The organism is Hydrogenophaga sp. (assembly GCF_018780075.1).
Classification (GTDB): domain Bacteria; phylum Pseudomonadota; class Gammaproteobacteria; order Burkholderiales; family Burkholderiaceae_C; genus Hydrogenophaga.
This window is the reverse complement of record NZ_JADMKB010000005.1, coordinates 103,566-126,069: the sequence shown is the minus strand read 5'-3', so window position 1 is coordinate 126,069 and position 22,504 is coordinate 103,566. Positions and strand designations below refer to the sequence as shown.

Below are 22,504 nucleotides of genomic sequence, written 5' to 3'. Positions count from 1 at the left end.
GCCGCCAATGAACACATGCGAGGGGTTGAAGAAGTTCACCACCGAGGCCAGCATCTGCCCGATGCGGTTGCCCGATTCCTGGATGATGCGGTTGGCCGCGGCGTCGCCATTGCGGCTGGCCTGGCCCACGAGCTCGGGGGTGATCACGCCATTGGCTTCCAAAGAGGCCGCCAGCAGTGGGCTCTCGCCGGAGGTGGCGGCCTCGGTGGCGGAGCGCACGATGGCGGGGGCTGCGGCCATCACCTCCACGCAGCCCAGCTTGCCGCAGTGGCAGCGCGGGCCGTCCACGTCCACGCAGATGTGGCCCACGTCGCCGGCCGAACCGTTGGCACCGCGGTAGACCTCGCCATGGCAGACGATGCCGCAGCCAATGCCGGTGCCGACCTTGATGACCAGGAAGTTTTGCAGCCCGCCCTGCAGGCGCCACAGCTCGCCGAGCGCCATCAGGTTCACGTCGTTGTCCACAAACACCGGGGCGCTGTACTCCTCGCGCAGGTAGTCGCGGATCGAGAAACTGTCCCACTCGGGCATCAGCGGCGGGTTCACCAGCTGCGCGCTTTCAAAGTCCACGGGGCCGGGCACGCCCATGCCGATGGCGATGACCTGCTTGGCCGTGACGCCGCACTGGGCCAGCAGCTGGCGCATCAGCACGCGCAACCGGGCCAGCACCACGCCGGGGCCGGTGCGCACGTCGGTGGTTTCGGTGTGGCGGGCCAGCACGGTCAGGTCCGGGCGCAGCACGGCCACGTCCAGGCTGGTCGCGCCCAGGTCCACGCCCACCAGCACGCCCAGGCCGGCGCTGAGCGTGAGGGTCTCGGGCCGCCGCCCGCCGGTGGAGCCGCGCAGCCCGCTCTCTTCCAGCAGGCCCGCGTCCAGCAGGCCGGTGATCAGGTTGTTGGTCTTGCTCTTGGAGAACGCCAGGCGGTCGGCCAGCGACAGGCGCGAACTGCCTTCAGACCAGAAAATGGCCTGTAGCAAAGCGGTCTCGTTCAAAGACAAGTTGTCCCAGGGTGCCAATGTGTCTGTCTCCTGTATTTTTTGTGCGCCACCCCTGGCCCGAGGGGGTTGGTGGCGCATCCTAGGCGGCCATCTTCCGCCATACAAGATCAAACTTGGGACAAATTCAGGTCAAAGTTAAAGCATTCCAGACCGTGGACAAAGGCCAGAAACGCCGATGCCGCCCACAGGGGGGCGGCAGACCGGTGCGAAGAAGGGGAGAGTGAGGCGCAGGCGAGCCAGCCAGCGGCCGAAGCAAGTGCCACCACCCAGAACGCGGTGGAACCGGCTCCGCCGGCCACTCGCGTTGCCCCCTGGGGGGTGACGCCGCAGGCGGCGCGGGGGGAGCTTTAGTACACCGTCGGCACCAGCATGTCGTCAGGCACCGCTTGGCGCTTGTAGTCTTCGTGCCGTTCGCGCGGGGGCAGCACGATGCCGGGCCGCTCGATCTCGGTATAAGGCATCTGTTGCAGCAGGTGGTGGATGCAGTTGAGCCGCGCGGTCTTCTTGTCGTTGGCCTGCACCACCCACCACGGCGACTCGGGGATGTGGGTGCGTTCCAGCATCACCTCCTTCACCTTGGTGTACATCTCCCAGCGGCGCCGGCTTTCCAGGTCCATGGGGCTGAGCTTCCACTGCTTGAGCGGGTCGTGGATGCGGCCCATGAAGCGCAGGTGCTGCTCTTCGTCGGAGATCGAGAACCAGTACTTGATGAGCTGGATGCCGTTGCGCACCAGCATCTTCTCGAACTCGGGCACGTCGCGGAAGAAGGCCTCGTACTGCTCGTCGCTGCAGAAGCCCATCACCTTCTCGACGCCGGCGCGGTTGTACCAGCTGCGGTCCAGCAGCACGATCTCGCCGCCCGCCGGCAGGTGCGTCACGTAACGCTGGAAGTACCACTGCGTGCGCTCGCGGTCGTTGGGCGCCGGCAGGGCGACCACGCGGCAGACCCGGGGGTTCAACCGCTGGGTGATGCGCTTGATCACGCCACCTTTGCCTGCCGCGTCGCGGCCCTCGAAGATGATCACGACCTTGTGGCCCGTGGCAACCACCCAGTCCTGCAGCTTGACCAGCTCGCCCTGCAGCCGGAACAGCTCGCGAAAGTAGGTGCGGCGCTGCCCGTTGACCGCCGCGATGTCGCTGGATGGCGCTCCGCCTTGCCGCGCCGCCTCCTCCAGCACCCGGTCGTCCATCTCCATTTCCAGCTCTTCGTCGTAGCCGTCGAGCAGCTCGTTCTGCACCCGCCGCAACCAGGCCGGGTCAAGGTCCAGCGAAGATGACGTGTTCAAGTCGTCCATATCAACTCCAATTCCCAAAACAATCCAGCCGGAGGGAGGTGTCTAGCCCAGACACACCAAGGAACCGGCTCCGCCGGTCCCAGGTGTGGTCCCCCTGGAAGGGGGAAGCCGCGCAGCGGCGCAGGGGGTCAACTTCCAATAGTTCCGCCATCGTTCTTCGTGATCACGATGGTCGCCGAGCGCGGGCGCTGGCCGGCGCCGTAACCGGCGTTGGCCGGCCACTGGCTCTCGTACTTGCTCGGGTCGTTCACGTCGGCCATCTTGGTGCTCTCGCCGGGGTGCTGGATGTTGATGAACACCGCGCGGCCGTCGGGCGTTTCGCACCAGCCGGTGATCTCGCTGCCCTTGGGGCCCACCAGGAAACGCGCCAAGGTGGTGGGCGTCGGGGTCTTGCCCACGAAGGTGGTGACGTTCTTGTCGCCGTGCTTGACCGTGCGCGGTCCGCCGTCGCCCTGCTTGCCGGGGATGGCGGCCAGCATCATGCAGTTGGTCTTGTCGGTGTAGGCGCCGTCGTCGGTCTGGATCCAGCAGACGCCGGTGGCCGGGCTGAACACCAGGCCGTCGGGTGAGGACATGTCGTTCTCGTCGGTCAGGTTCGACAGGTTGACGGTGGACTTGTCGGCACCGGCCTCGGCGCCGAACACATAGATGTCCCACTTGAACGACGCACCGGCGGGCGAGGCGTCGGCCAGGCGCACGATGTGGCCATTGACGTTGCCCTTCTGCTCCTTGCTGCCCTTCATGTCGGTGTACACGCGCGGGTTGACGGCGTCGGCGGTGGCGGCGGTGCGGTTGCTGTTGTTGGTCAGCGTGAAGTAGACCTCGCCGGTGCGCGGGTGCACGCCGTTCCACTCGGGGCGGTCCATCTTGGTGGCGCCCACGGCGTCGGCGGCCAGCCGGGTGAAGATGGCCATGTCGGCGTTGCTCTTGAACTCGAAGTACGAGCTGCCGGCCAGCACCGGGTTGTTCATCGAGAGCTCCAGCCACTCGCCTGTGCCGTCGCCCTTGAAGCGGGCGGCAAACAGCGTGCCCTTGTCGAGGTACTTGTCGCCGGCGGCCAGGCGGTTGGCGCCGCTCGCGTCCTTCGGGTCCCACTTGGCTTCGGACACGAACTTGTAGATGTACTCGCCGCGCGCGTCGTCGCCCATGTAGGCCACGATGGGCTGGCCCGCCACCGGCCGGGCAAAGGCCACGCTCTCGTGGGCGAAGCGGCCCAGGCCGGTGCGCTTGCGCATGGGGGCCTTCGTGTCGTAGGCGTCCACCTCGACCACATAGCCGAAGGTGTTCATCTCGTTGCGGTAGTCCTCCTTGGCGCTGGCGGCCACGGCGCTGTTGTTCCAGCGCACGAAGCGGTCGTCGGCGCCCGCGCTTTCCCAGCCGTGGCGGCTGGCTTCGCCGGCCTTGCGGCCGTAGCGCTTGAGCGCCTGGACCTGCTTGTCCTTCTTGCGCGCGTCGTCGTCCTTGGCGTCGCGGAAGAAGTAGCCGTACCAGTTTTCTTCACCGCTCACGAAGGTGCCCCAGGGGGTCTTGCCGGTGCCGCAGTTGTTCAGCGTGCCCCGGCTGCTCGTCGCGTCGGCGCTGAACTTCGTCACCAGGTGCTCGCTGCCGCGGGCCGGGCCGTGGATGGCCGCGGGGGTCATGGTGGTCACGCGGCGGTTGAACGGCGAGGCGGCCTTGTAGGCCCACTGCTTGCCGTTGGTCTGGACCTCGACGAAGGACAGGCCGTGGATGGCCAGTTCCTTGTCCACCTCAGCGGCCGGGCGGGGCAGGGTGGCGGTGCCGCCGTTGGGGTGGATGAAGAACGACGACAGCTTCTCGTCGGTCGTGGCTTCGTGGTTCATGGCCAGCAGGCCGCGGCTGGTGAAGGCGTTCGAAGGCTGGCCACTGGCGTCCAGGCCGAACCATTCCATGCCGTCATGGTGGTCACCGGCGCGCTGTTCGAAGGCGGCGTCGGTGCCGTCGTTCTTGAAGGCCGGGGTGGTGGCGGTGAGCGGGTCGCCCAGCGCGTAGATGACCTGTGCGGTGTAGCCCTCGGGCACCACCACCTTGTCGGCCAGGCTCTTGGCCACGGGCTTGAAGCCCAGGCTGGTGAGCGTGGCGCCACCGCCGCTCATGGGGGTGGCGCAGCCCGTCAGCGCCGTGGCGCCGGCGGCCACGCCGACCAGGCCCGCGCCCTTGAACAGGCTGCGGCGGCTCAGTCGGCTGTCCAGCACCTGCTCGAACGCGGTGTTGGAGGTGGTGTTGGAGTCTTCGTCGTTGAAGTTCGTGGGATTCTGAGTGGACATGGTGTTGACGCAGTGGATGAAGAACGCTGCGCAGTCTGAGCCGCCGTTGTGAAACTTTGATGACGGAATGAAGGCGGTTCGGCGTGATCGTGGCGGACTGTCAACAAAGCTTCATCAACGCGCCACAGCTTGGTCATCCGGGCTGTCCAGAATTTGCCGCATGCCCGGAACCACCACCCTCCACGCGTCCATGAGCGGCGCGACTGTCTTCAAGGAGCCCACCATGCGAGAACTCCCCACGCCGACGCTGGACCTGTCCCCAGTGTCCATTTTCCGGGGGTCACTTCATCCCCGATCTGCGCTGGCTTCGGCCTTCCCTCGTCCTGAAACGCCTGCACCGGCCGGCATCGAGGTCGGCTGGGCGCGGCACCTGGACGAGGTTCGTGAGGCGCAACGCCTGAGGCACGACGTGTTCGCCGGCGAGATGGGCGCCATCCTCTCGGGCGCATTGCCCGGTCACGACGTGGACCTGTTTGACGACTTCTGCGAACACCTGCTGGTGCGCGACGCCGCGACCCGCCAGGTGATCGGCACCTACCGCGTGCTCACCCCCGAGCAGGCCCAGCGCGTGGGCAGCACCTACAGCGACACCGAGTTCGATCTGGTGCGCCTGCGCCACATGCGCGACCGCATGGTCGAGCTGGGCCGCAGCTGCGTGCACCGCGACCACCGCCACGGCGGCGTGATCATGGCCCTGTGGAGCGCGCTCGCGGCCTTCATGCAGCGCAACCGCCTGGACATCATGATCGGCTGCGCCAGCATCCCCATGCAGCACGAAGGTGAACACGGCGTCGTGGGCGGTGGCCATGTGGCCGCCAGCATCTGGCGTCAGGTGAAAGACAAACACATGGCGCCGGTGGATTGCCATGTGCGTCCCCGCCTGCCGCTGCCGGTGGACCGGCTGGACGACACGCTGGATGTCGAGCCGCCCGCGCTCATCAAGGGCTACCTGCGCCTCGGCGCCAAGGTCATGGGCCCGCCGGCCTGGGACCCGGATTTCAACGCCGCCGACCTGCCGATGATGATGCGCATCGCGGACATGCCGGCGCGCTACCGCCGGCATTTCGGGATGTGATGCCCCCCCGCGCCGCCTTCGGCGTCACCCCCCCCAGGGGCGGCACTGGCCGTCCGGCGAAGCCGGCCCGTCGGTGCCCTGGGTGGGGCATTTCTGCGGCACCAGGTTTTCTGATTTCGAGGAGCCATCATGAGAGCTGTGTTTGAAGCGCTGGGTGGGGCCGGCTTGTCCGGGGCGCTTCCCCCGGGCCCTGACGCCGACGACGAGCCCCATGACGATGACGCAGGGCGTCTCCGCTACCGGGCGGTCTTTGTCTCGGACGTGCACCTGGGCACACCGGGCTGCCAGGCCAAGGCCTTGCTCGATTTCCTCAAGCACCACCCGAGCGACACGCTGTACCTGGTGGGCGACATCATCGACGGCTGGCAGTTGCGCCGCAAATGGTTCTGGCCGCAGGCGCACAACGACGTGGTGCAGAAACTGCTGCGCCGCTCGCGCAAGGGTTGTCGGGTCGTGTTCGTGCCAGGCAACCACGACGAGTTCGCGCGCCAGTTCGACGGCCAGCGTTTCGGCGGCATCGAGGTGCTCAATGAAACGGTGCACACCCTGGTCGACGGACGCCGGCTGTGGGTGGTGCACGGCGACCACTTCGACGGCGTGATCCAGTGCGCCAAGTGGCTGGCCTACGTGGGGGACAACCTCTACGGCGTCACCCTGACCCTGAACCGCCACCTCAACACCGTGCGGCAACGCCTGGGCATGCGCTACTGGTCGCTGTCGCAGTACCTGAAACACAAGGTGAAGCGGGCGGTGAACCACGTCTCGGACTTCGAGCGGGCCGTGGCCGCCGAAGCGCGGCAACGCGGCTTCCACGGCGTCGTGTGCGGGCACATCCACCGTCCCGAGATGCGGACGATCGACGGCACCCTGTACGTCAACGACGGTGACTGGGTCGAGAGCCTGTCGGCCCTGGTCGAGCACCTGGACGGGCGCCTGGAGCTGCTGCACTGGCACCCCCGTCATTCGGGTGGCGAAGGGACCAGCGTGCCCATGGAGGTTGCGCTGATGCCCGCCTGACATGTCCACTGCCGCCACCGCCCTCCCCATGAACATCCTTGTCGTGACCGATGCCTGGTTGCCCCAGGCCAATGGTGTCGTGACCACGCTGGTGGAGCTGGTGCGGCAGTTGCAGGCCATGGGCCACGCCGCCACGGTGATCCAGCCGGGGCAGTTCCGCACGCGGCCCTGCCCGGGCCACCCTGACATCGACCTGGCGCTGTTTCCCGGCCGGCGCCTGACCCGGCTGATGGAGGAGGCCCGGCCCGACGCCATCCACATCGCCACCGAGGGCCCGCTGGGCTGGGCCGCGCGGCGCCACTGCCTGCGCCGCGGGCTGCCCTTCACCACGGCCTTCCACACCCGCTTTCCCGAGATGCTGAAGGCGGCGCTCGGCCTGCCGCTGTCCTGGGGCTACGCCCTGTTTCGCCGGTTTCACCGGCCGAGCAGCGGCGTGATGGTGCCCACCAGCGGCGTGCGCCAGACGCTGCAGCAGCGGGGCTTCGCGCACTTGCGCGAATGGACCCACGGCGTGGACACGCGGCTCTTTGCGTTCGCGGCCCAGGCCACCGAGTCGCCCGCGCTAGGGCACCTGGCCCGCCCGGTGAGTCTGTATGTCGGTTCGGTGTCGCACGAGAAAAACATCAAGGCCTTTCTGGCGCTGGACGTGCCTGGCAGCAAGGTGGTCTGTGGCAGCGGCCCGCTCGAAGACGGCTTGCGCGACCGCTATCCCAACGTGCACTGGGTGGGGGTGCTGCCTCGGCGGGAGCTGGCCCACGTGTACGCGGCGTCGGACGTGCTGGTGTTCCCGAGCCGCAGCGAGAGCTTTGGCGTCGTGATGCTGGAGGCCATGGCCTGCGGCGTGCCGGTGGCAGCGCATCCGGTGGACGGCCCGATGCAGGCGGTGGGTGAGAGCCCGGCCGGTGCGTTGCGGGAAGACCTGCACGAGGCCTGGTCGGCGGCCTTGAAGGTCCGGCGCCATGAGGCGCGGCGGCGCGCCCAGGCCTTTGACTGGGAGCCGGTCGCCGCGCTGTTCGTGTCGCACCTCGCCAGGCTGCCACGGCCGGTGCGAACCGCGCGGCAGCACCGCCCCGCGAGCGAAGCGCCCGCGGTGCCCGCGCTGCGGCGGGCCGGGGTGTCACACAACCGTCATCCCTTCGTTGAATAATCGTCACAAGTCAGTGCCGCTGGCTCCTTCGGAGCATGCCGCGGCCTGACGCCACCCGACGGAACCGATGAAAGCTGAACCTTCGAATCCTGGCCTCGTGCTGCTGGACCGCGACCGCAGCATCCTGGCCTTCAACGAGCGCGTCATGGACTGGGCGCGCCGGGCCGACGTGCCCCTGCTGGAGCGCCTGCGTTATTTGTGCATCGTCTCCAGCAACCTCGACGAGTTCTTCGAGGTGCGCATGGCGCCGCAACTCAGCGCCTTCAACCTGGGCGAGAAGCGGGGCGTGTACACCGCCGCCGGCTACGAGCGCATCTCGACCACGCTGCACGAGCTGGTCGCCCAGCAGTACGCCATCTACAACGACGAGTTGCTGCCCCTGCTGGAGAAGAAGGGCATCAAGCTGGTGTCGCACGGCGAACGCGATGTGCGGCAGCGGCAGTGGGTGAAATCGTTTTTCCACCGCGAGGTGCAGCCGCTGCTGATGCCCGTGGGCCTGGACCCGGCCCACCCGTTCCCGCAGGTGGCCAACAAGTCGCTCAACTTCATCGTCCGCCTCAAGGGCCGGGACGCGTTTGGCCGCGAGAACGAGGTCGCCATCGTCAAGGTGCCGCGCATCCTGCCGCGTTTCTTTCGCATGCCGCCGGTCAAGGGCTCGAAGCAGACGCACTTCGTCTCCATCTCCAGCCTGATCCGCTCGCACCTGGACGACCTGTTCCCCGGGCGCCAGGTGACGGAGTTCTCGCAGTTTCGCGTGACCCGCCACTCCGACCTCGCTGTGGACGAAGAAGAGGTGAAGAACCTGCGCACCGCGTTGCGCAAGGGCCTGCAGCAGCGCCATTACGGCGAGGCGCTGCGGCTGGAGGTGTCGGCCGGTTGCTCGGAGTTCCTGTCGGGCTTCCTGCTGGAGCAGTTCGCGCTGCCGCCGCAGGCGCTGTTTCGGGTGCCGGGGCCGGTGAATCTGGTGCGGCTGAACCAGCTGATCGACCAGGTCGATGTGCCGTCCCTGCGCTTCGAACCCTACAGCGCCGGCTGGCCGGTGCAGCTCACGCCCGGGCAATCGTTTTTCGAGCGGCTGCAACAGGGCGACGTGCTGATCCACCAGCCCTACGAGAGCTTCGACGCGGTGCTCGCCTTTCTGCGCGAGGCGGTCGAAGACCCCGACGTGCTCGCGATCAAGATGACCATCTACCGCACGGGCGCCAAGTCCGAGCTGATGAACCTGCTGCGTGAAGCGGTGCGGCGCGGCAAGGAGGTCACGGCGGTCGTCGAGCTCAAGGCCCGCTTCGATGAAGAGGCCAACATCAACTACGCCGAACGGCTGGAGTCGGTGGGCGCGCAGGTGGTGTACGGCGTGGTCGGGCTCAAGACCCACGCCAAGATGCTGCTGGTCACGCGGCGCGAAAGCGGCGGTTTGCGGCGCTACGCCCACGTGTCCACCGGCAACTACAACCCGGGCACGGCGCGCCTGTACACCGACCTGAGCTACCTCACGGCCGACCGCGTGCTCACGGCCGACCTTGAGCAGCTGTTCCTGCACCTCGCGAGCCAGAACCGCTTGCCGCGCCTGAAGAAGGCGGTGATCGCGCCGTTCCACCTCTACAAGACCATGCTCGACCAGGTCGAGGCGGCCGGGCGCGTGGCGATGGCCGGCAAAGAGGCCCGCATCATCCTCAAGATGAACGCGCTGACCGACGAGCCGCTGGCTCGGGCGCTGGCGCTGGCGTCGCAGCGCGGCGCGAAGATCGACCTGATCGTGCGCGGCGCCTGCATCCTGCCGGCCCAGGTGCCGGGCGTGACCGACAACGTGCGCGTGCGCTCGGTGATCGGGCGCCTGCTCGAACACTCGCGCGTGTTCTATTTCCGGGTGGACGGCGAAGAGTCGCTCTGGCTCTCCAGCGCCGACTGGATGAACCGCAACATGCTGCGGCGCGTGGAGCTGGCCTGGCCGGTCACCGACCCGGCGCTGCGCCAGCGCGTGCTGGACGAGTGCCTCTCGGCCAGCCTGCACGACACCAAGGACGCCTGGCTGCTGCAGCCCGACGGCAGCTACCGCTCCGCCGCCGAGGGCGCTTCGACGCGGCATTCGGCCCAGGCGGCGCTGATGGCACGTTACGCCCACAAGGGCTGAGGAATCACACCATGGACCTCATTCTCTGGCGCCACGCCGAGGCCCACGAACACCCCGAGGGCCTGCTGGGGCTGCAGGGCGACGCGCTCGATCTGGAGCGCCGGCTCACGCCGCGCGGGGAAAAGCAGGCCGCGCGCATGGGCGGCTGGCTGGACCGGCAACTGCCCGAAGGGGCCCGCGTGTACGCGAGCCCCGCGCAACGTGCCCAGCAGACGGCCGCCGCGCTGGGCCGCAAGTTCCGCACGCGCGACGAGCTGCTGCCCGGGGCCGAGCTGGAGTCGGTGCTGGCGCTGGTGGGCTGGCCCGATGGCCGTTCCCCGGTGGTGGTGATCGGCCATCAGCCGACGCTGGGCCAGGTGATCGCGCGGCTGCTGCGCCTGCCCGAGCCCGAGTGCCCCATGAAAAAAGGGGCACTCTGGTGGCTGCGCAACCGCGAGCGGGCGGGGCGCCAGCAGAACCTGCTGGTGACGGTGCAGACACCTGAGCTTTTTTGAACACCCCCGCGCCGCCTGCGGCGTCACCCCCTCAAGGGGGCTGAGGGCCGCGGCTCCAAGCCTGCCTGCGCAGGCTTGGACAGCCCGAAGAAGCCTCGACTCTGGCGAGGCAGCGGCCTGCAAGGCGCACTGGCCGTCCGGCAAAGCCGGCCCGGCTGTGCCCTTGGTGGAGCCTTCTCATGCCTCGGCGTGTTGCTCTGGCTCCAAGAAAACCCGTTGCCGCTTTGCCTTCAAAGCGTTCTGAGATCGCTGCGGCTCAGGCCTTGGTGACGGGGACCTTCTTGGCGACCACTTTCTTGGCGGGTTGAGCCTCGACCTTGGCGGCGGGCGTGACCGCTGGCTGCGCGACGGGCTTGGGGGCCGGAGCCTGGACCACGGGTTTGGGGGTGGGGCTGGCTTTCACCGCAACGGTTTTGGGGGCTGCTTTGACCGCCACCTTTTTCGGTGCGGCCTTTTTCACCACCGCCTTGACGGGAGCGGGTTTGGCGGGGGCGGGCTTGGTCGCAGGCCTTTTGGCCACGGCGGGCGAGAAGGGGATGTCCACCTGGATCGAGGCGGCGGGGCGCCCTGTCTTGATCGTCGGCACCGAGGCCATCGCGGCTTTGAAGCGGGCATCGTTCAGCTGCTGCAGCAGCATGAGACCGGCCCGCAGCAGCTCGCTCTTTTTCACGCCCACACCCAGCTTCAGGGCACGGCCCTTGAGCGTGTCGATGGCGGCGTATTCGGCCTTGGGGATGGTGAAGCTGTCGCGCACGAGTTTGGGTTTTTTCCCGGCGGCTTTGTTCTGCGAGTCGTTCATCGGCATGTCCTTCTGTGGTTGAGAGAGGCCGGCATTGTAAACCGTATATACCGTTTATATCTTTACCCGGAGCTGCGTCGCCACAGCACACGAGCGTGGCAGAACAAGAGGGCGCGGGGGATCAGATGCCGAGGCGCCGGGCGGTGTCTTCCAGGCTGCGGCGGGTGGCCGCGGCGGTTGCCGGGAGCGCGGCCAGGGCTGCGTCTGCACGCGATGACTCGCTGGCCGCTTGTTCGAAGGCGGCGCACAGTTCGGACAGCGCCGTGGCGCCGACGTTGTCGCAGGCGCCCTTGAGCAGGTGGGCTGCGGCGGCGAGCGACCCGGCGTCCTGCACCTGCGCGGCGTGGCTCACGGCGCTGGTGCGTTCGTCGAGCGTGGCGAGGAAGTCGTCCACGATGCCCCGGCGCAGGCTGCCCTGCGCGTCATCGAGCTCGGCCATGGCAGCGAGCCGCGACGGGTCGATCCACCAGGTGCTGGCGGGCACCACCTGGCCGGGGTCGGCCGCGCCGGTGTCTGCCGTCGATGCAACGGGGGCGCTGGTCCAGCGTCGCAGCACCTGTCCCAGCACCTGCAGCTCCAGCGGCTTGACCAGGTAGTCGGCCATGCCCGCGTCCAGGCAGCGCACGCGGTCCTGCGCGAGGCTGGACGCCGACACGCCGATGATGACCGGCGCCTGCGCGCCCAGGCGTTCGTGGATCTGTTTCGCGGTGGACACGCCGTCGATGTTCGGCATGTGGCTGTCGAGCAGCAGCAGGGTGTAGGGATGCCGTTCGCGCTGCGCCTGCTCGACCGCTTCGATGGCCCGCAGGCCGTTGTCCAGCGTGTCGTGCGGATAGCCCAGGCGCGTGAGCATGGCCGAGGCCACCTTGAGGTTGACCGGGTTGTCGTCCACCACCAGCACCCGTTGTTGGTGCTGCGCGGTGGGCGGGGCGGCGGACCTCAATGGCACGACATCCTGCAGGCTGGCGGCTGTGGCCCGGAGGGTGAAGCGGAAGGTGGAGCCCACCGCCACCTGGCTGCTCACCATGATCTCCCCGCCCATGAGTTCCACCAGGTGGCGGCAGATCATCAGGCCCAGGCCGGTGCCGCCATAGACGCGGGCGGTGGAGGTGTCGCCCTGCGAGAACGGCTGGAACAGGTCGCCCAGGCGGTGCGCCGAGATGCCGACACCGGTGTCGCTCACGCTGAAGCCCAGCACCATGGGGTCGCCGCTCCGTTCCACCCAGACCCGCAGCGTCACCTCGCCGTGGTCGGTGAACTTGATGGCGTTGGACAGCAGGTTGAGCAGGACCTGGCGCAGCCGGGTGATGTCGCCCGTCATCGCCTGTGGCACCTCGGGCGCGATGTGGACCTTCAGCGGCAGCCCCTTTTCCTGTGCCTTGAAGCGCACGATGTCGCAGACGCCGGCGATGGTCCCGCGCAGGTCGAGCGGCAGGTGCTCCAGCGCCAGCTTGCCGGACTCGATCTTGGAGAAGTCCAGGATGTCGTCGACCACCGAGAGCAGCTGTTCGCTCGACACCTTCAGCACACCGAGCAGGTCTTTCTGCGCATCGGTGAGTCCGGTGTCACCGAGCAGCTCGCTCATGCCCACCACCCCGTTGAGCGGCGTGCGGATCTCGTGGCTCATCACCGCCAGGAAGCCCGCCTTGGCCTTGACCGCGGCCAGGGCCTCTTCGCGCGAGGCGGCCAGCTCGGCGGTGCGCAGGCGAACACGTTCCTCCAGCATCTGGGCCGCCTCCTGCAAGGCGGTGTTCTTCTGCTGGATTTCCTGGTTGTAGTCGCGCAGCTGGACGGCGCTGTCGTGCATCACCTCCGACAGCAGGTGCACCTCGCGGAAGCGGGCGTTCTGCTGCACCGCCGGCACCTTGCCGGTGCCGACCAGCGTGGCCGAGCGGTTGAGGCGCTGGAACTGCCGCGACAGGCCTTGCGCCACGACGTAGGCCACCAGCACGCCCACGCCGATGAGCGCGACCATGGCCAGCAGCGCCCATTGCCGGGCCTGGGTGACCTGCTGGGTGAAGTCCTGCTCGGGGGCGACCACGATGAGCTGCCAGTCGAGCTGGAATTTCGATCCGAACGGTCGCTGCAAAGCCATCAGGCGGTTGTTGGTCAGGCCCAGTCGCTGCAGCCAGTCTTGCTGGGTTTCCAGCCGCACCAGACCGCCCTGCACGCCCCCTGGCGCACCCCGCGTCTGCACGCTGAGCTGGGCGTAGGACTCGCGCACCAGCGGGTCCGAGCTCTGCAGGGGGGTGATGCGCTGGTGTTTGCCATTGACCAGCAGGCTCAGCTCTTCATTGACCGAGGAGGCGACCATGCGCCCCTGGCCGTCCACCAGGTAGGTCACGGCGTTGTTGCTGATCCGGGTGTTGCTGATCAGCTCGGTCAGGCGCGCCAGGCTCATGTCCACGGCAATCACGCCCAGCAGCGATCGGCCGTCGGTGTCGAAGATCGGCTGGGCCAGCGTCAGGTCGAACTGGTTCTTCACCGCCGAGCGGTACACGTCGGTGAACACGCGCTGGCCGGTGCTCCCGGCCAGCTGGTACCAGGGGCGCTTGCGCGGGTCGTACACCGTGGTCTCTGTCTTGACGAGGTGGCTGCGGTCGCCCGGTTGGCTGATCCGGTAATGACGCCGACCGCTTTCACCCGGCCGGATCTCGCGCACGATGAAGTGGCCGTCCTCCCGCTCCAGCCCGAAGAAGCTGCCATCGGCGGTACCGAAATACAGGTAGGGCACGTTGGGGGACTGCTGGGTCAGGGCATGTGCCATCAGCTCGAACGCGGCCGTGTCCTTGAGCCAGTTGCGCGTGCGTTCGCCTTCGGCGCCGCTGGTGGCGAAGGGCGGGACCAGCGCATTGACCACGGTGTGCGACTCCCCCAGGTGGGCCAGCGCGCCCACGTCCACGCGGTGGGCGGCCTGGCTCATGGCGTTTTCGGCCAGCGTGTCGATGGCCTGCGAGCTGTTGGACGACAGCAGCCACGAGACCAGCAGCGAAGGCACCAGCGCGGTCAGCACCAGGGCCGCGATCAGCGCGGGGCCGAGCGACAGGCGGCGGCGGGTCGGCGCGGGCGGGCGGGGGTCGGGGCCTGCCATGGGTCAGGCGGCCAGCGGTTCCACCGCACACACTTCCAGCGTCTCGCCGCGGTGGGGCAGGGTGATGAAATGCCGCGACATCGGCTGGATCGCACCGGTCACGCTGCGCAGCACCGGGATCGACACCGTGACGCAGTGGGTGGTGGGTGCCCGTCGCTGCATGGCGATCGCGTCGATCACCGTCTCGCCCACCGGCAGCAGCTGCTGGGCACCCCCGAGCAGGCCGTCCAGCCGCATCATCGCCACCGGGCCGCTGTGCACCGCCACGCCGACCTCGAAGCGTGGCAGGGTCATGCCCGGAAATCGCTGTTTCACGAAGTCCTGCATGCCCGCGGCCGCGTTGCGCAAGCCGAAGGCCGCCTTGATCGCGCGCAGGCCCGGAGGGGCCGTGGAGCCGGCGGTCCTGTCGGTGAACAGGGCCAGCAGGCCGTCGCCCACGAATTGCACGGTGCTGGCGCCAAAGAGGTGCACGGTGTCGCCACCGCCTTCGTAGAAGCGCTTGAGCACGGTGACGAGCTGATCGGCGTCGAGCGCCGCGAGCCAGTCGGGGTAGTGCCGGATGTCGGCGAACAGCACGGTGGCCTGGGGGTGGTGGTCTTCCTGCTGGCCCCGGGTGTCGCCGGGCCACTGCTCGCTGAGTTCACGTGCGAGCCGTTTTTCGTATTGCTCCTGCAGGCTCCAGGCTTGCTCTTCGAGCGCCTCGGACACGGCGTCGCGGACCTGCATGTTCAGCGAGGCCGAGCGCATCGCGAGCCGGTTGATCTGGGCCGACACCGCGTCCACCAGCTCGGCGGGGCGCACGGGCTTGGTCAGGTAGTCGTCGGCACCCAGGGTCATGCCCTGGCGCATGTTGCTCCGTTCCTGGAGCGAGGTGAGCAGCACAAACGGGATCTGGTTCAGTTCGTCGTGCTCGCGAACGGCACGAAGCAGCTCGAAACCTGTGACCCCGGGCATGTTGATGTCGCTGACCACGAGGTCCGGGCGATGTTCGCGAATCAGCATCCAGGCCTGGTGGCCGTTGCTTGCGGTGAGCACGTCGTGACCCTGGTTGCGCAGCACCACCTGAATCAGCTTGAGCGTTCCGCTGTCGTCTTCTGCCACCACGATCAATGCCATTGCCGCTCACTTGTCCTGACTGAGAGGGGGCCCATGTTAACGGGAGGGGGTATCACGCCCTGCCGCCAGGCCATGGGCCAGCGGCCTTGCAATCCGGTAGCGTGATGGAATGCCGCCCGGCGTGGGCCCCGTTCAACGGAGCTCTGCCGTGAACTTCCAGGTGGACTTTTGCCAGGCCAGCACCTCTTCCCCGATCAGCCAGGCCGACTGCGGGTAGCGCCGCGACCAGCCCGGGTTGGTCGCGATCTTGAACGCACCCGGCTTGTAGTTGAGCTTGATCGACTCGTGCTCGGGCATCTGTCGCGCATGGCACAACACCACCGCCAGCCGCAGGCACATGAGCTGCTTGGCGAACAGCTCGTCGGACAGGGCCGATTCCAGTTTCTTGAGCTTGCCACGCTGACCCAGCACCAGCTGGCTCATGCGGTGCAGCTCGGGGAAGGAGAAACCGGGCGCGTCCACGTTGTCGAGGATGTAGGCGCCGTGGTGGTACGAGCGGTCGTGCGAGATGTGCGTGCCGATTTCGTGCAGGCGCGTGGCCCAGGCGAGCTTCTGCGAATAGCGTTCGTTCTGGGCGTCCACCGCCGCCACCTGGGAGAAGAGCGCGGTGGCCACGGTGGTGACCCGCTGCGCCTGCGCCTCGTCGACCGAGAAGCGAGCGCACAGCCAGCGCACCGTGCGCTCCCGCACGTCGCCGCCGTCGGTGTCGCGGTCGATCAGGTCGTACAGCGCACCGTGGCGCAGGGCGCCTTGCGCCGGCACCATCTGCTGGATGTCAAACAGATCGAAGATCGCGCGCAGCACGCTCACGCCGCCGCCGATCACCGGGCGCCGGTCGTCCTTCATGCCCTCGATCTTGAGCTGGTCGGCGTTGCCGGCCTTGATCAGCCGCTCCACCAGCCAGTCCAGGCCGGATCGGGTCACCACGCCCGAGGCCCAGCCGTTGGCCGAGAGCACGTCGGCCACGGCACCCACCGTGCCGGACGAACCGTAGGCGATGTCCCATTCGGTGGGCGGAAAGCGGTCCAGCGCCTGGTCCAGCACCGCCTTCGCGGCCACCTCGGCGGTCTTGAACGCGGCGGCGGTGAACTGGCCCTTGGGAAAGTACTTGGTGGACCAGGCCACGCTGCCCAGGCGGTACGACTCCATCTTGCTGGCCACGTAGCCCTCGCCGATGATCATCTCGGTCGAGCGGCCCCCGATGTCCACCACCAGGCGCTTCTCGTCGGACTGAGGCAGCAGGTGCGACACGCCCTGGTAGATCAGGCGGGCTTCTTCGTGGCCGGAGACGACCTCGATGGTGAAGCCGAGGATGGCCTGGGCATTGCGCAGGAATTCGTCGCGGTTGGTGGCCTCACGCAGGGTCTGGGTGGCCACGGCGCGCACCTGCTGCTTCTTGAAGCCGTGCAGGCGCTCGGCGAACCGGGCCAGGCACTCCCAGCCGCGCTGCATGGCGGCCTGGCTCAGCACCTTGTTTTCGTCCAGTCCGGCGCCCTGGCGAACGGTCTCTTTGATGTACTCGATGCGCTCGATGTGGCCCGACTGAAAGCGGCCGATTTCCAGGCGAAAGCTGTTGGAGCCGAGGTCGATGGCGGCGAGGAGGGTACCGTTTTGCATGGAAATGGGCCGGTGGATTCACGGGCCGTATGTGTTGGAACGTCGGGTTTGCCCGGATTGTGACGCATTGCACATCTCTGGCCGGCCGCGTGGGACGGGCCAGCCCCGCTTGCCCATCCATCGTCAAACGCTTATGCTTTGCGGGCTGTGGTCAACCCTTGTGCACCTGACACCATGACACCCATGTTTCCCGCCGGGGCGGCGCCGCGCCGGCCCGCACCGCTGGACCGCCGGCGCTGGATGGCCGGTGTGACTGCCGGCGTGCTCGGGACGCTGGTTCGGCCTGCCTCGGCCCAACCGGTGTCGGCGGCGGCCGAAGAGGCCCTGGCCCCGCCGCTGCCAGCGCTCGGCTCGCGCCTGACGGTGCCCGCGATTCAGCGGCTGGACGGTGCCCGGTTTGACCCTGAGCAGGCCAGCGGCAGGCCTTTGCTGGTGTACTGGTGGTCGAGCACCTGCCCGTTTTGTGCGCTGCAAAGCCCCAGCATGAACCAGCTCTGGCTGAGCCAGAAGGACAAAGGCCTGCAGATGCTGGCCCTGTCGATCGACCGCCACCCCGAAGACGCGACGGCCTATTTGCTGAAAAAGGGGTACAGCTTTCCCGCGGCCTGGGCCTCGCCGGCCTGGCGCAAGGCCTTCCCCAAGCCCCGAGGCCTGCCGGTCACCCTGCTGGCGGGGGTCGACGGGCGGCTGTTGGTGGCCGAGAAGGGCCAGATGTTCGCGGAAGACGTGGCGGAGTTGGCCCGCCTGATGTGATCGCGGTGTGACACTGCGCCGCCTTTCATGCGCTTGTCACAAGGTTGTCACAGAGCATCCCTAGAGTCCCGGTTGTGAACTTTTTTCCCCAACCGAGGACTCGAATGAACACCAAACGCACCCTTCTGAAGACCGTTGCCGCCGCTGCCCTGGCCACCGTGGCCATGGGCTCGGCCTTCGCCGCCGACATCACCGGCGCGGGCGCCACCTTCCCGTTCCCCATCTACGCAAAGTGGGCAGAAGCCTACAAGAAAGAAACCGGCATCGGCCTGAACTACCAGTCGATCGGCTCGTCGGGCGGCATCAAGCAGATCCGCGCCAAGACCGTGACCTTCGGCGCCTCCGACGCCCCAGTGCCCGGTGCCGACCTGGACAAGGACGGCATGGTCCAGTTCCCCGCCATCATCGGTGGCACCGTGCCTGTGGTTAACCTGGAAGGCTTCAAGCCCGGCGAGCTGCGCGTGACCGGCCCGGTGCTGGCCGAGATGTTCCTGGGCAAGATCGCCAAGTGGAACGACCCCAAGCTGGCCGCCCTGAACCCGGGCAAATCGCTGCCTGACCAGAACATCACGATCGTGCACCGCGCCGACGGCTCGGGCACCACCTTCAACTGGACCGACTACCTGGCCGCGGTCAGCAAAGAGTGGGCCGACACCGTGGGCAAGGGCGCTGCCGTCAAGTGGCCGGCTGCTTCGTCGGTGGGTGGCAAGGGCAACGAAGGCGTGGCCGCCAACGTCAACCGCGTCAAGGGCGCGCTGGGCTATGTGGAATACGCCTACGTGAAGAAGAACAACATGAACTTCATGCAGCTGCAGAACGCCGACGGCAAGTACGTGAGCCCCGACGACAAGACCTTCGCCGCCGCCGCCGCCAGCGCCGACTGGTTCAGTGTGCCGGGCATGGGTGTGTCGATGGTGAACGCCAAGGGCGCCGAGAGCTGGCCCGTGTCCACCGCGTCGTTCATCCTGATGTACAAGCAGCCCGGCGACAAGGCCGCTTCGGCCGAAGCCCTGAAGTTCTTTGACTGGGCCTTCAGCAAGGGCAAGGGCCTGGCCACCGAGCTGGACTATGTGCCGCTGCCTGACACCCTGACCACCCAGATCCGCAGCAAGGTCTGGAACCAGGTCGCCAAGTAATTCCCGTTCCCTCGGGCCTGGGGGCTGATGCACACTGTGCCTCAGGTCTCAGGCCTTTCTTAATCCGGACGCGCCCTGAGGGGAATCACTATGAGCGTGGGAATCACCATGAGTTCGCATCACAAGGCTGCAGCATCGGCCAACCCTCACATGCTGTCGATTGCGCGAAAGCAGCGGCTGCAGGATCTGTTCTTCCACCGCGTGACGCAAGCGTTTTCACTGCTGGTGCTGGTCGCCCTGATGGGCATCATCGTCTCGCTGTTCATCAACGCCTGGCCGGCGTTTCAGAAATTCGGCGCCCACTTCATCTGGTATGTCGAGTGGGACATCATCAATGAAGAGTTCGGGGGCGCGATCGCCATCGTCGGCACCCTGGCCAGCGCCACCATCGCGCTGCTGATCGCGGTGCCGCTGGCCTTTGGCATTGCGCTCTTCCTCACCGAAACCTGCCCGACCTGGCTGCGCCGCCCGCTGGGCACCGCCATCGAGCTGCTGGCGGCCGTGCCGTCCATCATCTATGGCATGTTTGGCCTGTTTGTGTTCGCGCCCTTGTTCGCCGACCACTTCCAGGTGCCGGTGCAGAACCTGCTGGGCGGTATGCCCTTGATCGGCACCCTGTTCGGGGGCAGCACCAACGGTTTCGGCATTCTGGCCGCGGGCATCGTGCTGGCCTTCATGGTGCTGCCCTTCGTGGCAGCCGTGATGCGCGACGTGTTCGAAATCGTCCCGCCCATCCTGCGCGAATCGGCCTACGGTCTGGGTTGCACCACCTGGGAGGTGGTGCGCCGCGTGGTCCTGCCCTACACCCAGAAGGGTGTGATCGGTGGCGTGATGCTGGGTCTGGGCCGTGCGCTGGGTGAAACCATGGCCGTGACCTTCGTGATCGGCAACGCCAACCGCATGCCGACCTCGCTGTTTTCGCCCGGTACCTCCATCGCCTCCACGCTCGCCAACGAGTTCGGCGAAGCGGCCGACTTCCACATCTCCGCCCTGTTCGCGCTCGGCTTCCTGCTCTTCGTCATCACCTTCGTGGTGCTGGCGCTGGCCAAGTGGATGATCATCCGCGCCGAAAAAGCCAAAGGACTCTGACCATGGACTTCAATCACATGCTTTACCGCCGGCGCCAGCTGGCCAACTCCGTGGGCCTGACGCTGTCCATGGGTTCCATGGTCCTCGGCCTGGCCGTGTTGCTGTGGATCCTGACGGTGCTGTTCAGCAACGGCTTGGCCGCGCTGGACCTCAACATGTTCACGCAGGACACGCCCGCCCCCGGCACCGAAGGCGGTGGTCTGCGCAACGCCATCGTGGGCAGCCTGCTCATGGTGGGGTTCACGGTGCTGCTGGCCACGCCCGTCGGCATCTTTGCGGGTGTTTACCTCGCCGAGTACGGCGACACGAGCAAGACGGCCGAGCTGACCCGCTTCGTGACCGACATCATGCTGTCCGCCCCGTCCATCGTGCTGGGGCTCTTCGTGTACGCCATCGCGGTGGCCACGGTGGGTGGCTTTTCGGGCTGGGCCGGCACGCTGGCGCTGTCGCTGATCGCGGTGCCCGTGGTCGTTCGCACCACCGAGAACATGCTGCGCCTGGTGCCCGGCAGCCTGCGTGAAGCGGCCTTCGCCCTGGGTGCGCCGCGCTGGAAGGTGGCCACCATGGTGACGCTGCGTGCGGCCAAAAGCGGCGTGATGACCGGTCTGCTGCTGGCCGTGGCCCGCATCAGCGGGGAAACGGCCCCGCTGCTGTTCACCGCCTTGAACAACCAGTTCTACAGCGCCGACATGACCGAGCCCATGGCCAACCTGCCGGTGGTGATCTTCCAGTTCGCCATGAGCCCCTATGAAAACTGGATTCGCCTGGCCTGGGGCGGCGCGCTGATCATCACCATGGCCGTGCTGGCATTGAACATCCTGGCCCGTGTCTTTTTCCGCGACCGGGCACCGTCCTAAGCCCGAAGTCCATTCCCAACAGGAACCGTTGTATGAACGCCATCGCTACCGCTATCGACGTCGAGCAAAAAAATGCGCTTGAAGTCCGCAACCTCAACTTCTTCTACGGCAAGTTTCAGGGCCTGAAGAATGTGACCATGGATGTGGCCGAACACAAGGTCACTGCCTTCATCGGCCCGTCGGGTTGCGGCAAGTCCACGCTGCTGCGCACGCTCAACCGCATGTACAGCCTGTACCCGGGCCAGCGCGCCGAAGGGCAGATCAATTTTTATGGGGACAACATCCTGGACCCCAAGCAAGACCTGAACCTGCTGCGCGCTCGCATCGGCATGGTGTTCCAGAAGCCCACGCCGTTTCCCATGTCGATCTACGACAACATCGCCTTTGGCGTGAAGCTCTATGAAAATCTGAGCTCCAGCGACATGGACGACCGGGTGGAATGGGCGCTCACCAAGGCCGCGCTGTGGAACGAGGTGAAGGACAAGCTGAACCAGAGCGGGCTCTCGCTGTCGGGCGGCCAGCAGCAGCGCCTGTGCATCGCCCGCAGCGTGGCGGTGAAACCCTCGGTGCTGTTGCTGGACGAGCCCACCTCGGCGCTGGACCCGATCTCCACCGGCAAGGTGGAGGAACTGGTGCACGAACTGAAGAAGGACTACACCATCGCCATCGTCACGCACAACATGCAGCAGGCCGCGCGCTGCAGCGATTTCACGGCCTACATGTACCTGGGCGAGTTGATCGAGTTCGGCTCCACCGAGCAGATATTCTTCAAACCCAAGCGCACCGAGACCGAAGACTACATCACCGGCCGTTTCGGCTGATCACAGGGAGCCAGACATGGGCGACAAACACATCTCCAGCCAGTTCGACGCTGAACTCAACTCCATCTCCACCCACGTGCTCGAAATGGGCGGTCTGGTGGAGTCGCAGCTGCACCAGGCGGTGTACGCGCTGATCCACCTCAGCCTGGAGACGGCCGAGCAGGTGCTCGAAACCGAGAACCGCATCAACCAGATGGAGGTGAACATCGATCACGAGATCATCTCCACGATCGGGCGGCGCCAGCCCACGGCGCGTGACCTGCGCTTTCTGATGGCGATCTCGCGCACCACCCAGAACCTGGAACGTGCGGGCGACGAGGTGGCCCGTGTGGCGCGCATGGTCAAATCCATCATCGAAGGCGGTACCCCGCGCTCGTTGCCGATTTCCGAGCTGCGACTGGCCGCCGATCTCGCTGCGGGCATGCTGCGCAAGACCCTGGACGCCTTCGCCCGGCTGGACACCGCCATGGCACTGACCATCATCAAGGACGACAACGAAATCGATGCCGAGTACAACGGCTTTCTGCGCAAGCTGATCACCTACATGATGGAAGACGCCCGCACCATTTCCCCCAGCCTGGACCTGCTGTTCCTGGCCAAGTCGCTGGAGCGCGTGGGTGACCACGCCAAGAACATCGCCGAACAGATCATCTTTATCGTCAAGGGCGAAGACGTGCGCCACTCGCCGATGGACAAGGTGGAGTCGGTGGTCGGATGACACTTGGACTCCCCCCCGCGGCGCTTCGCGCCACCCCCCCGGAAGGGGGGCGCCAGCAGCCGCC

General features: G+C 67.0%; 18 protein-coding genes. 11 read left to right on the top strand and 7 right to left on the bottom strand.

The features are described 5' to 3' along the window. From IV088_RS02480 to IV088_RS02470, 3 genes are all read right to left on the bottom strand, one after another. The coding region (locus IV088_RS02480) for an ROK family protein (RefSeq protein WP_291097319.1) at positions 1–993 on the bottom strand (993 nt) is incomplete at its 3' end. Positions 994–1,346: 353 nt separating this feature from the next. After that, positions 1,347–2,294 (bottom strand): polyphosphate kinase 2, encoded by a 948-nt coding sequence (gene ppk2, locus IV088_RS02475; RefSeq protein ID WP_291097317.1) that lies wholly within the window; start codon positions 2,292–2,294, stop codon positions 1,347–1,349. Positions 2,295–2,422: 128 nt separating this feature from the next. Further along, positions 2,423–4,579 carry a PhoX family phosphatase gene (locus tag IV088_RS02470; RefSeq protein ID WP_291097315.1) on the bottom strand — a complete coding sequence of 719 codons (2,157 nt, stop codon included), beginning with the start codon at positions 4,577–4,579 and terminating at the stop codon, positions 2,423–2,425. Positions 4,580–4,802: 223 nt separating this feature from the next. Between IV088_RS02470 and IV088_RS02465 the strand changes: the two genes are divergently transcribed. From IV088_RS02465 to IV088_RS02445, 5 genes are all read left to right on the top strand, one after another. Further along, on the top strand, positions 4,803–5,654 hold the full coding sequence (locus IV088_RS02465; RefSeq protein ID WP_291097321.1) for a GNAT family N-acyltransferase: 852 nt from the start codon (positions 4,803–4,805) through the stop codon (positions 5,652–5,654). Between the two features lie 129 nt (positions 5,655–5,783). After that, entirely contained in the window at positions 5,784–6,671 is an 888-nt protein-coding gene (locus IV088_RS02460) for a UDP-2,3-diacylglucosamine diphosphatase (protein WP_291097313.1), read from the top strand. 28 nt (positions 6,672–6,699) lie between these two features. Next, complete coding sequence (locus IV088_RS02455) at positions 6,700–7,818, top strand: glycosyltransferase family 1 protein (protein WP_291097311.1); 1,119 nt, start codon at positions 6,700–6,702, stop codon at positions 7,816–7,818. A 67-nt stretch (positions 7,819–7,885) separates the two neighbouring features. Beyond that, a complete protein-coding gene (ppk1, locus tag IV088_RS02450; protein WP_291097309.1) occupies positions 7,886–9,949 on the top strand; it encodes a polyphosphate kinase 1 in 2,064 nt (687 codons plus the stop codon). Between the two features lie 11 nt (positions 9,950–9,960). Next, positions 9,961–10,443: a histidine phosphatase family protein gene (locus tag IV088_RS02445; RefSeq protein WP_291097307.1), complete on the top strand. Its 483-nt coding sequence runs from the start codon at positions 9,961–9,963 to the stop codon at positions 10,441–10,443. A gap of 256 nt (positions 10,444–10,699) precedes the next feature. Here the strand turns inward: IV088_RS02445 and IV088_RS26310 are convergent, their stop codons facing one another. The 4 genes from IV088_RS26310 to ppx all read right to left on the bottom strand — a co-directional run bounded on the left by IV088_RS26310 (position 10,700) and on the right by ppx (position 17,066). Then, positions 10,700–11,242 (bottom strand): hypothetical protein, encoded by a 543-nt coding sequence (locus tag IV088_RS26310; protein ID WP_367171559.1) that lies wholly within the window; start codon positions 11,240–11,242, stop codon positions 10,700–10,702. Between the two features lie 121 nt (positions 11,243–11,363). Continuing rightward, positions 11,364–14,333: a hybrid sensor histidine kinase/response regulator gene (locus IV088_RS02435; RefSeq protein ID WP_291097304.1), complete on the bottom strand. Its 2,970-nt coding sequence runs from the start codon at positions 14,331–14,333 to the stop codon at positions 11,364–11,366. A 3-nt stretch (positions 14,334–14,336) separates the two neighbouring features. Then, positions 14,337–15,449 (bottom strand): response regulator, encoded by a 1,113-nt coding sequence (locus tag IV088_RS02430; RefSeq protein ID WP_291097302.1) that lies wholly within the window; start codon positions 15,447–15,449, stop codon positions 14,337–14,339. Between the two features lie 132 nt (positions 15,450–15,581). After that, on the bottom strand, positions 15,582–17,066 hold the full coding sequence (ppx, locus tag IV088_RS02425; RefSeq protein ID WP_291097299.1) for an exopolyphosphatase: 1,485 nt from the start codon (positions 17,064–17,066) through the stop codon (positions 15,582–15,584). 174 nt (positions 17,067–17,240) lie between these two features. On the opposite strand from ppx, the gene IV088_RS02420 reads away from it, so the two are divergent. The 6 genes from IV088_RS02420 (at position 17,241) to phoU (ending at position 22,440) form a co-directional block, all read left to right on the top strand. Continuing rightward, positions 17,241–17,819, top strand: a complete 579-nt coding sequence (locus tag IV088_RS02420) for a TlpA disulfide reductase family protein (RefSeq protein ID WP_291097297.1) — start codon at positions 17,241–17,243, stop codon at positions 17,817–17,819. Between the two features lie 104 nt (positions 17,820–17,923). After that, complete coding sequence (pstS, locus tag IV088_RS02415) at positions 17,924–18,955, top strand: phosphate ABC transporter substrate-binding protein PstS (RefSeq protein ID WP_291097295.1); 1,032 nt, start codon at positions 17,924–17,926, stop codon at positions 18,953–18,955. A gap of 90 nt (positions 18,956–19,045) precedes the next feature. Beyond that, a complete protein-coding gene (gene pstC / locus IV088_RS02410) occupies positions 19,046–20,044 on the top strand; it encodes a phosphate ABC transporter permease subunit PstC (RefSeq protein ID WP_291097293.1) in 999 nt (332 codons plus the stop codon). Between the two features lie 2 nt (positions 20,045–20,046). Next, the gene (pstA, locus tag IV088_RS02405; protein WP_291097291.1) at positions 20,047–20,901 is read left to right on the top strand and encodes a phosphate ABC transporter permease PstA; all 855 of its coding nucleotides are present in this window, start codon (positions 20,047–20,049) and stop codon (positions 20,899–20,901) included. Positions 20,902–20,933: 32 nt separating this feature from the next. Continuing rightward, positions 20,934–21,722 (top strand): phosphate ABC transporter ATP-binding protein PstB, encoded by a 789-nt coding sequence (gene pstB / locus IV088_RS02400; RefSeq protein WP_291097289.1) that lies wholly within the window; start codon positions 20,934–20,936, stop codon positions 21,720–21,722. Between the two features lie 16 nt (positions 21,723–21,738). Then, complete coding sequence (phoU, locus tag IV088_RS02395; RefSeq protein WP_291097287.1) at positions 21,739–22,440, top strand: phosphate signaling complex protein PhoU; 702 nt, start codon at positions 21,739–21,741, stop codon at positions 22,438–22,440. Positions 22,441–22,504: the final 64 nt, after the last annotated feature.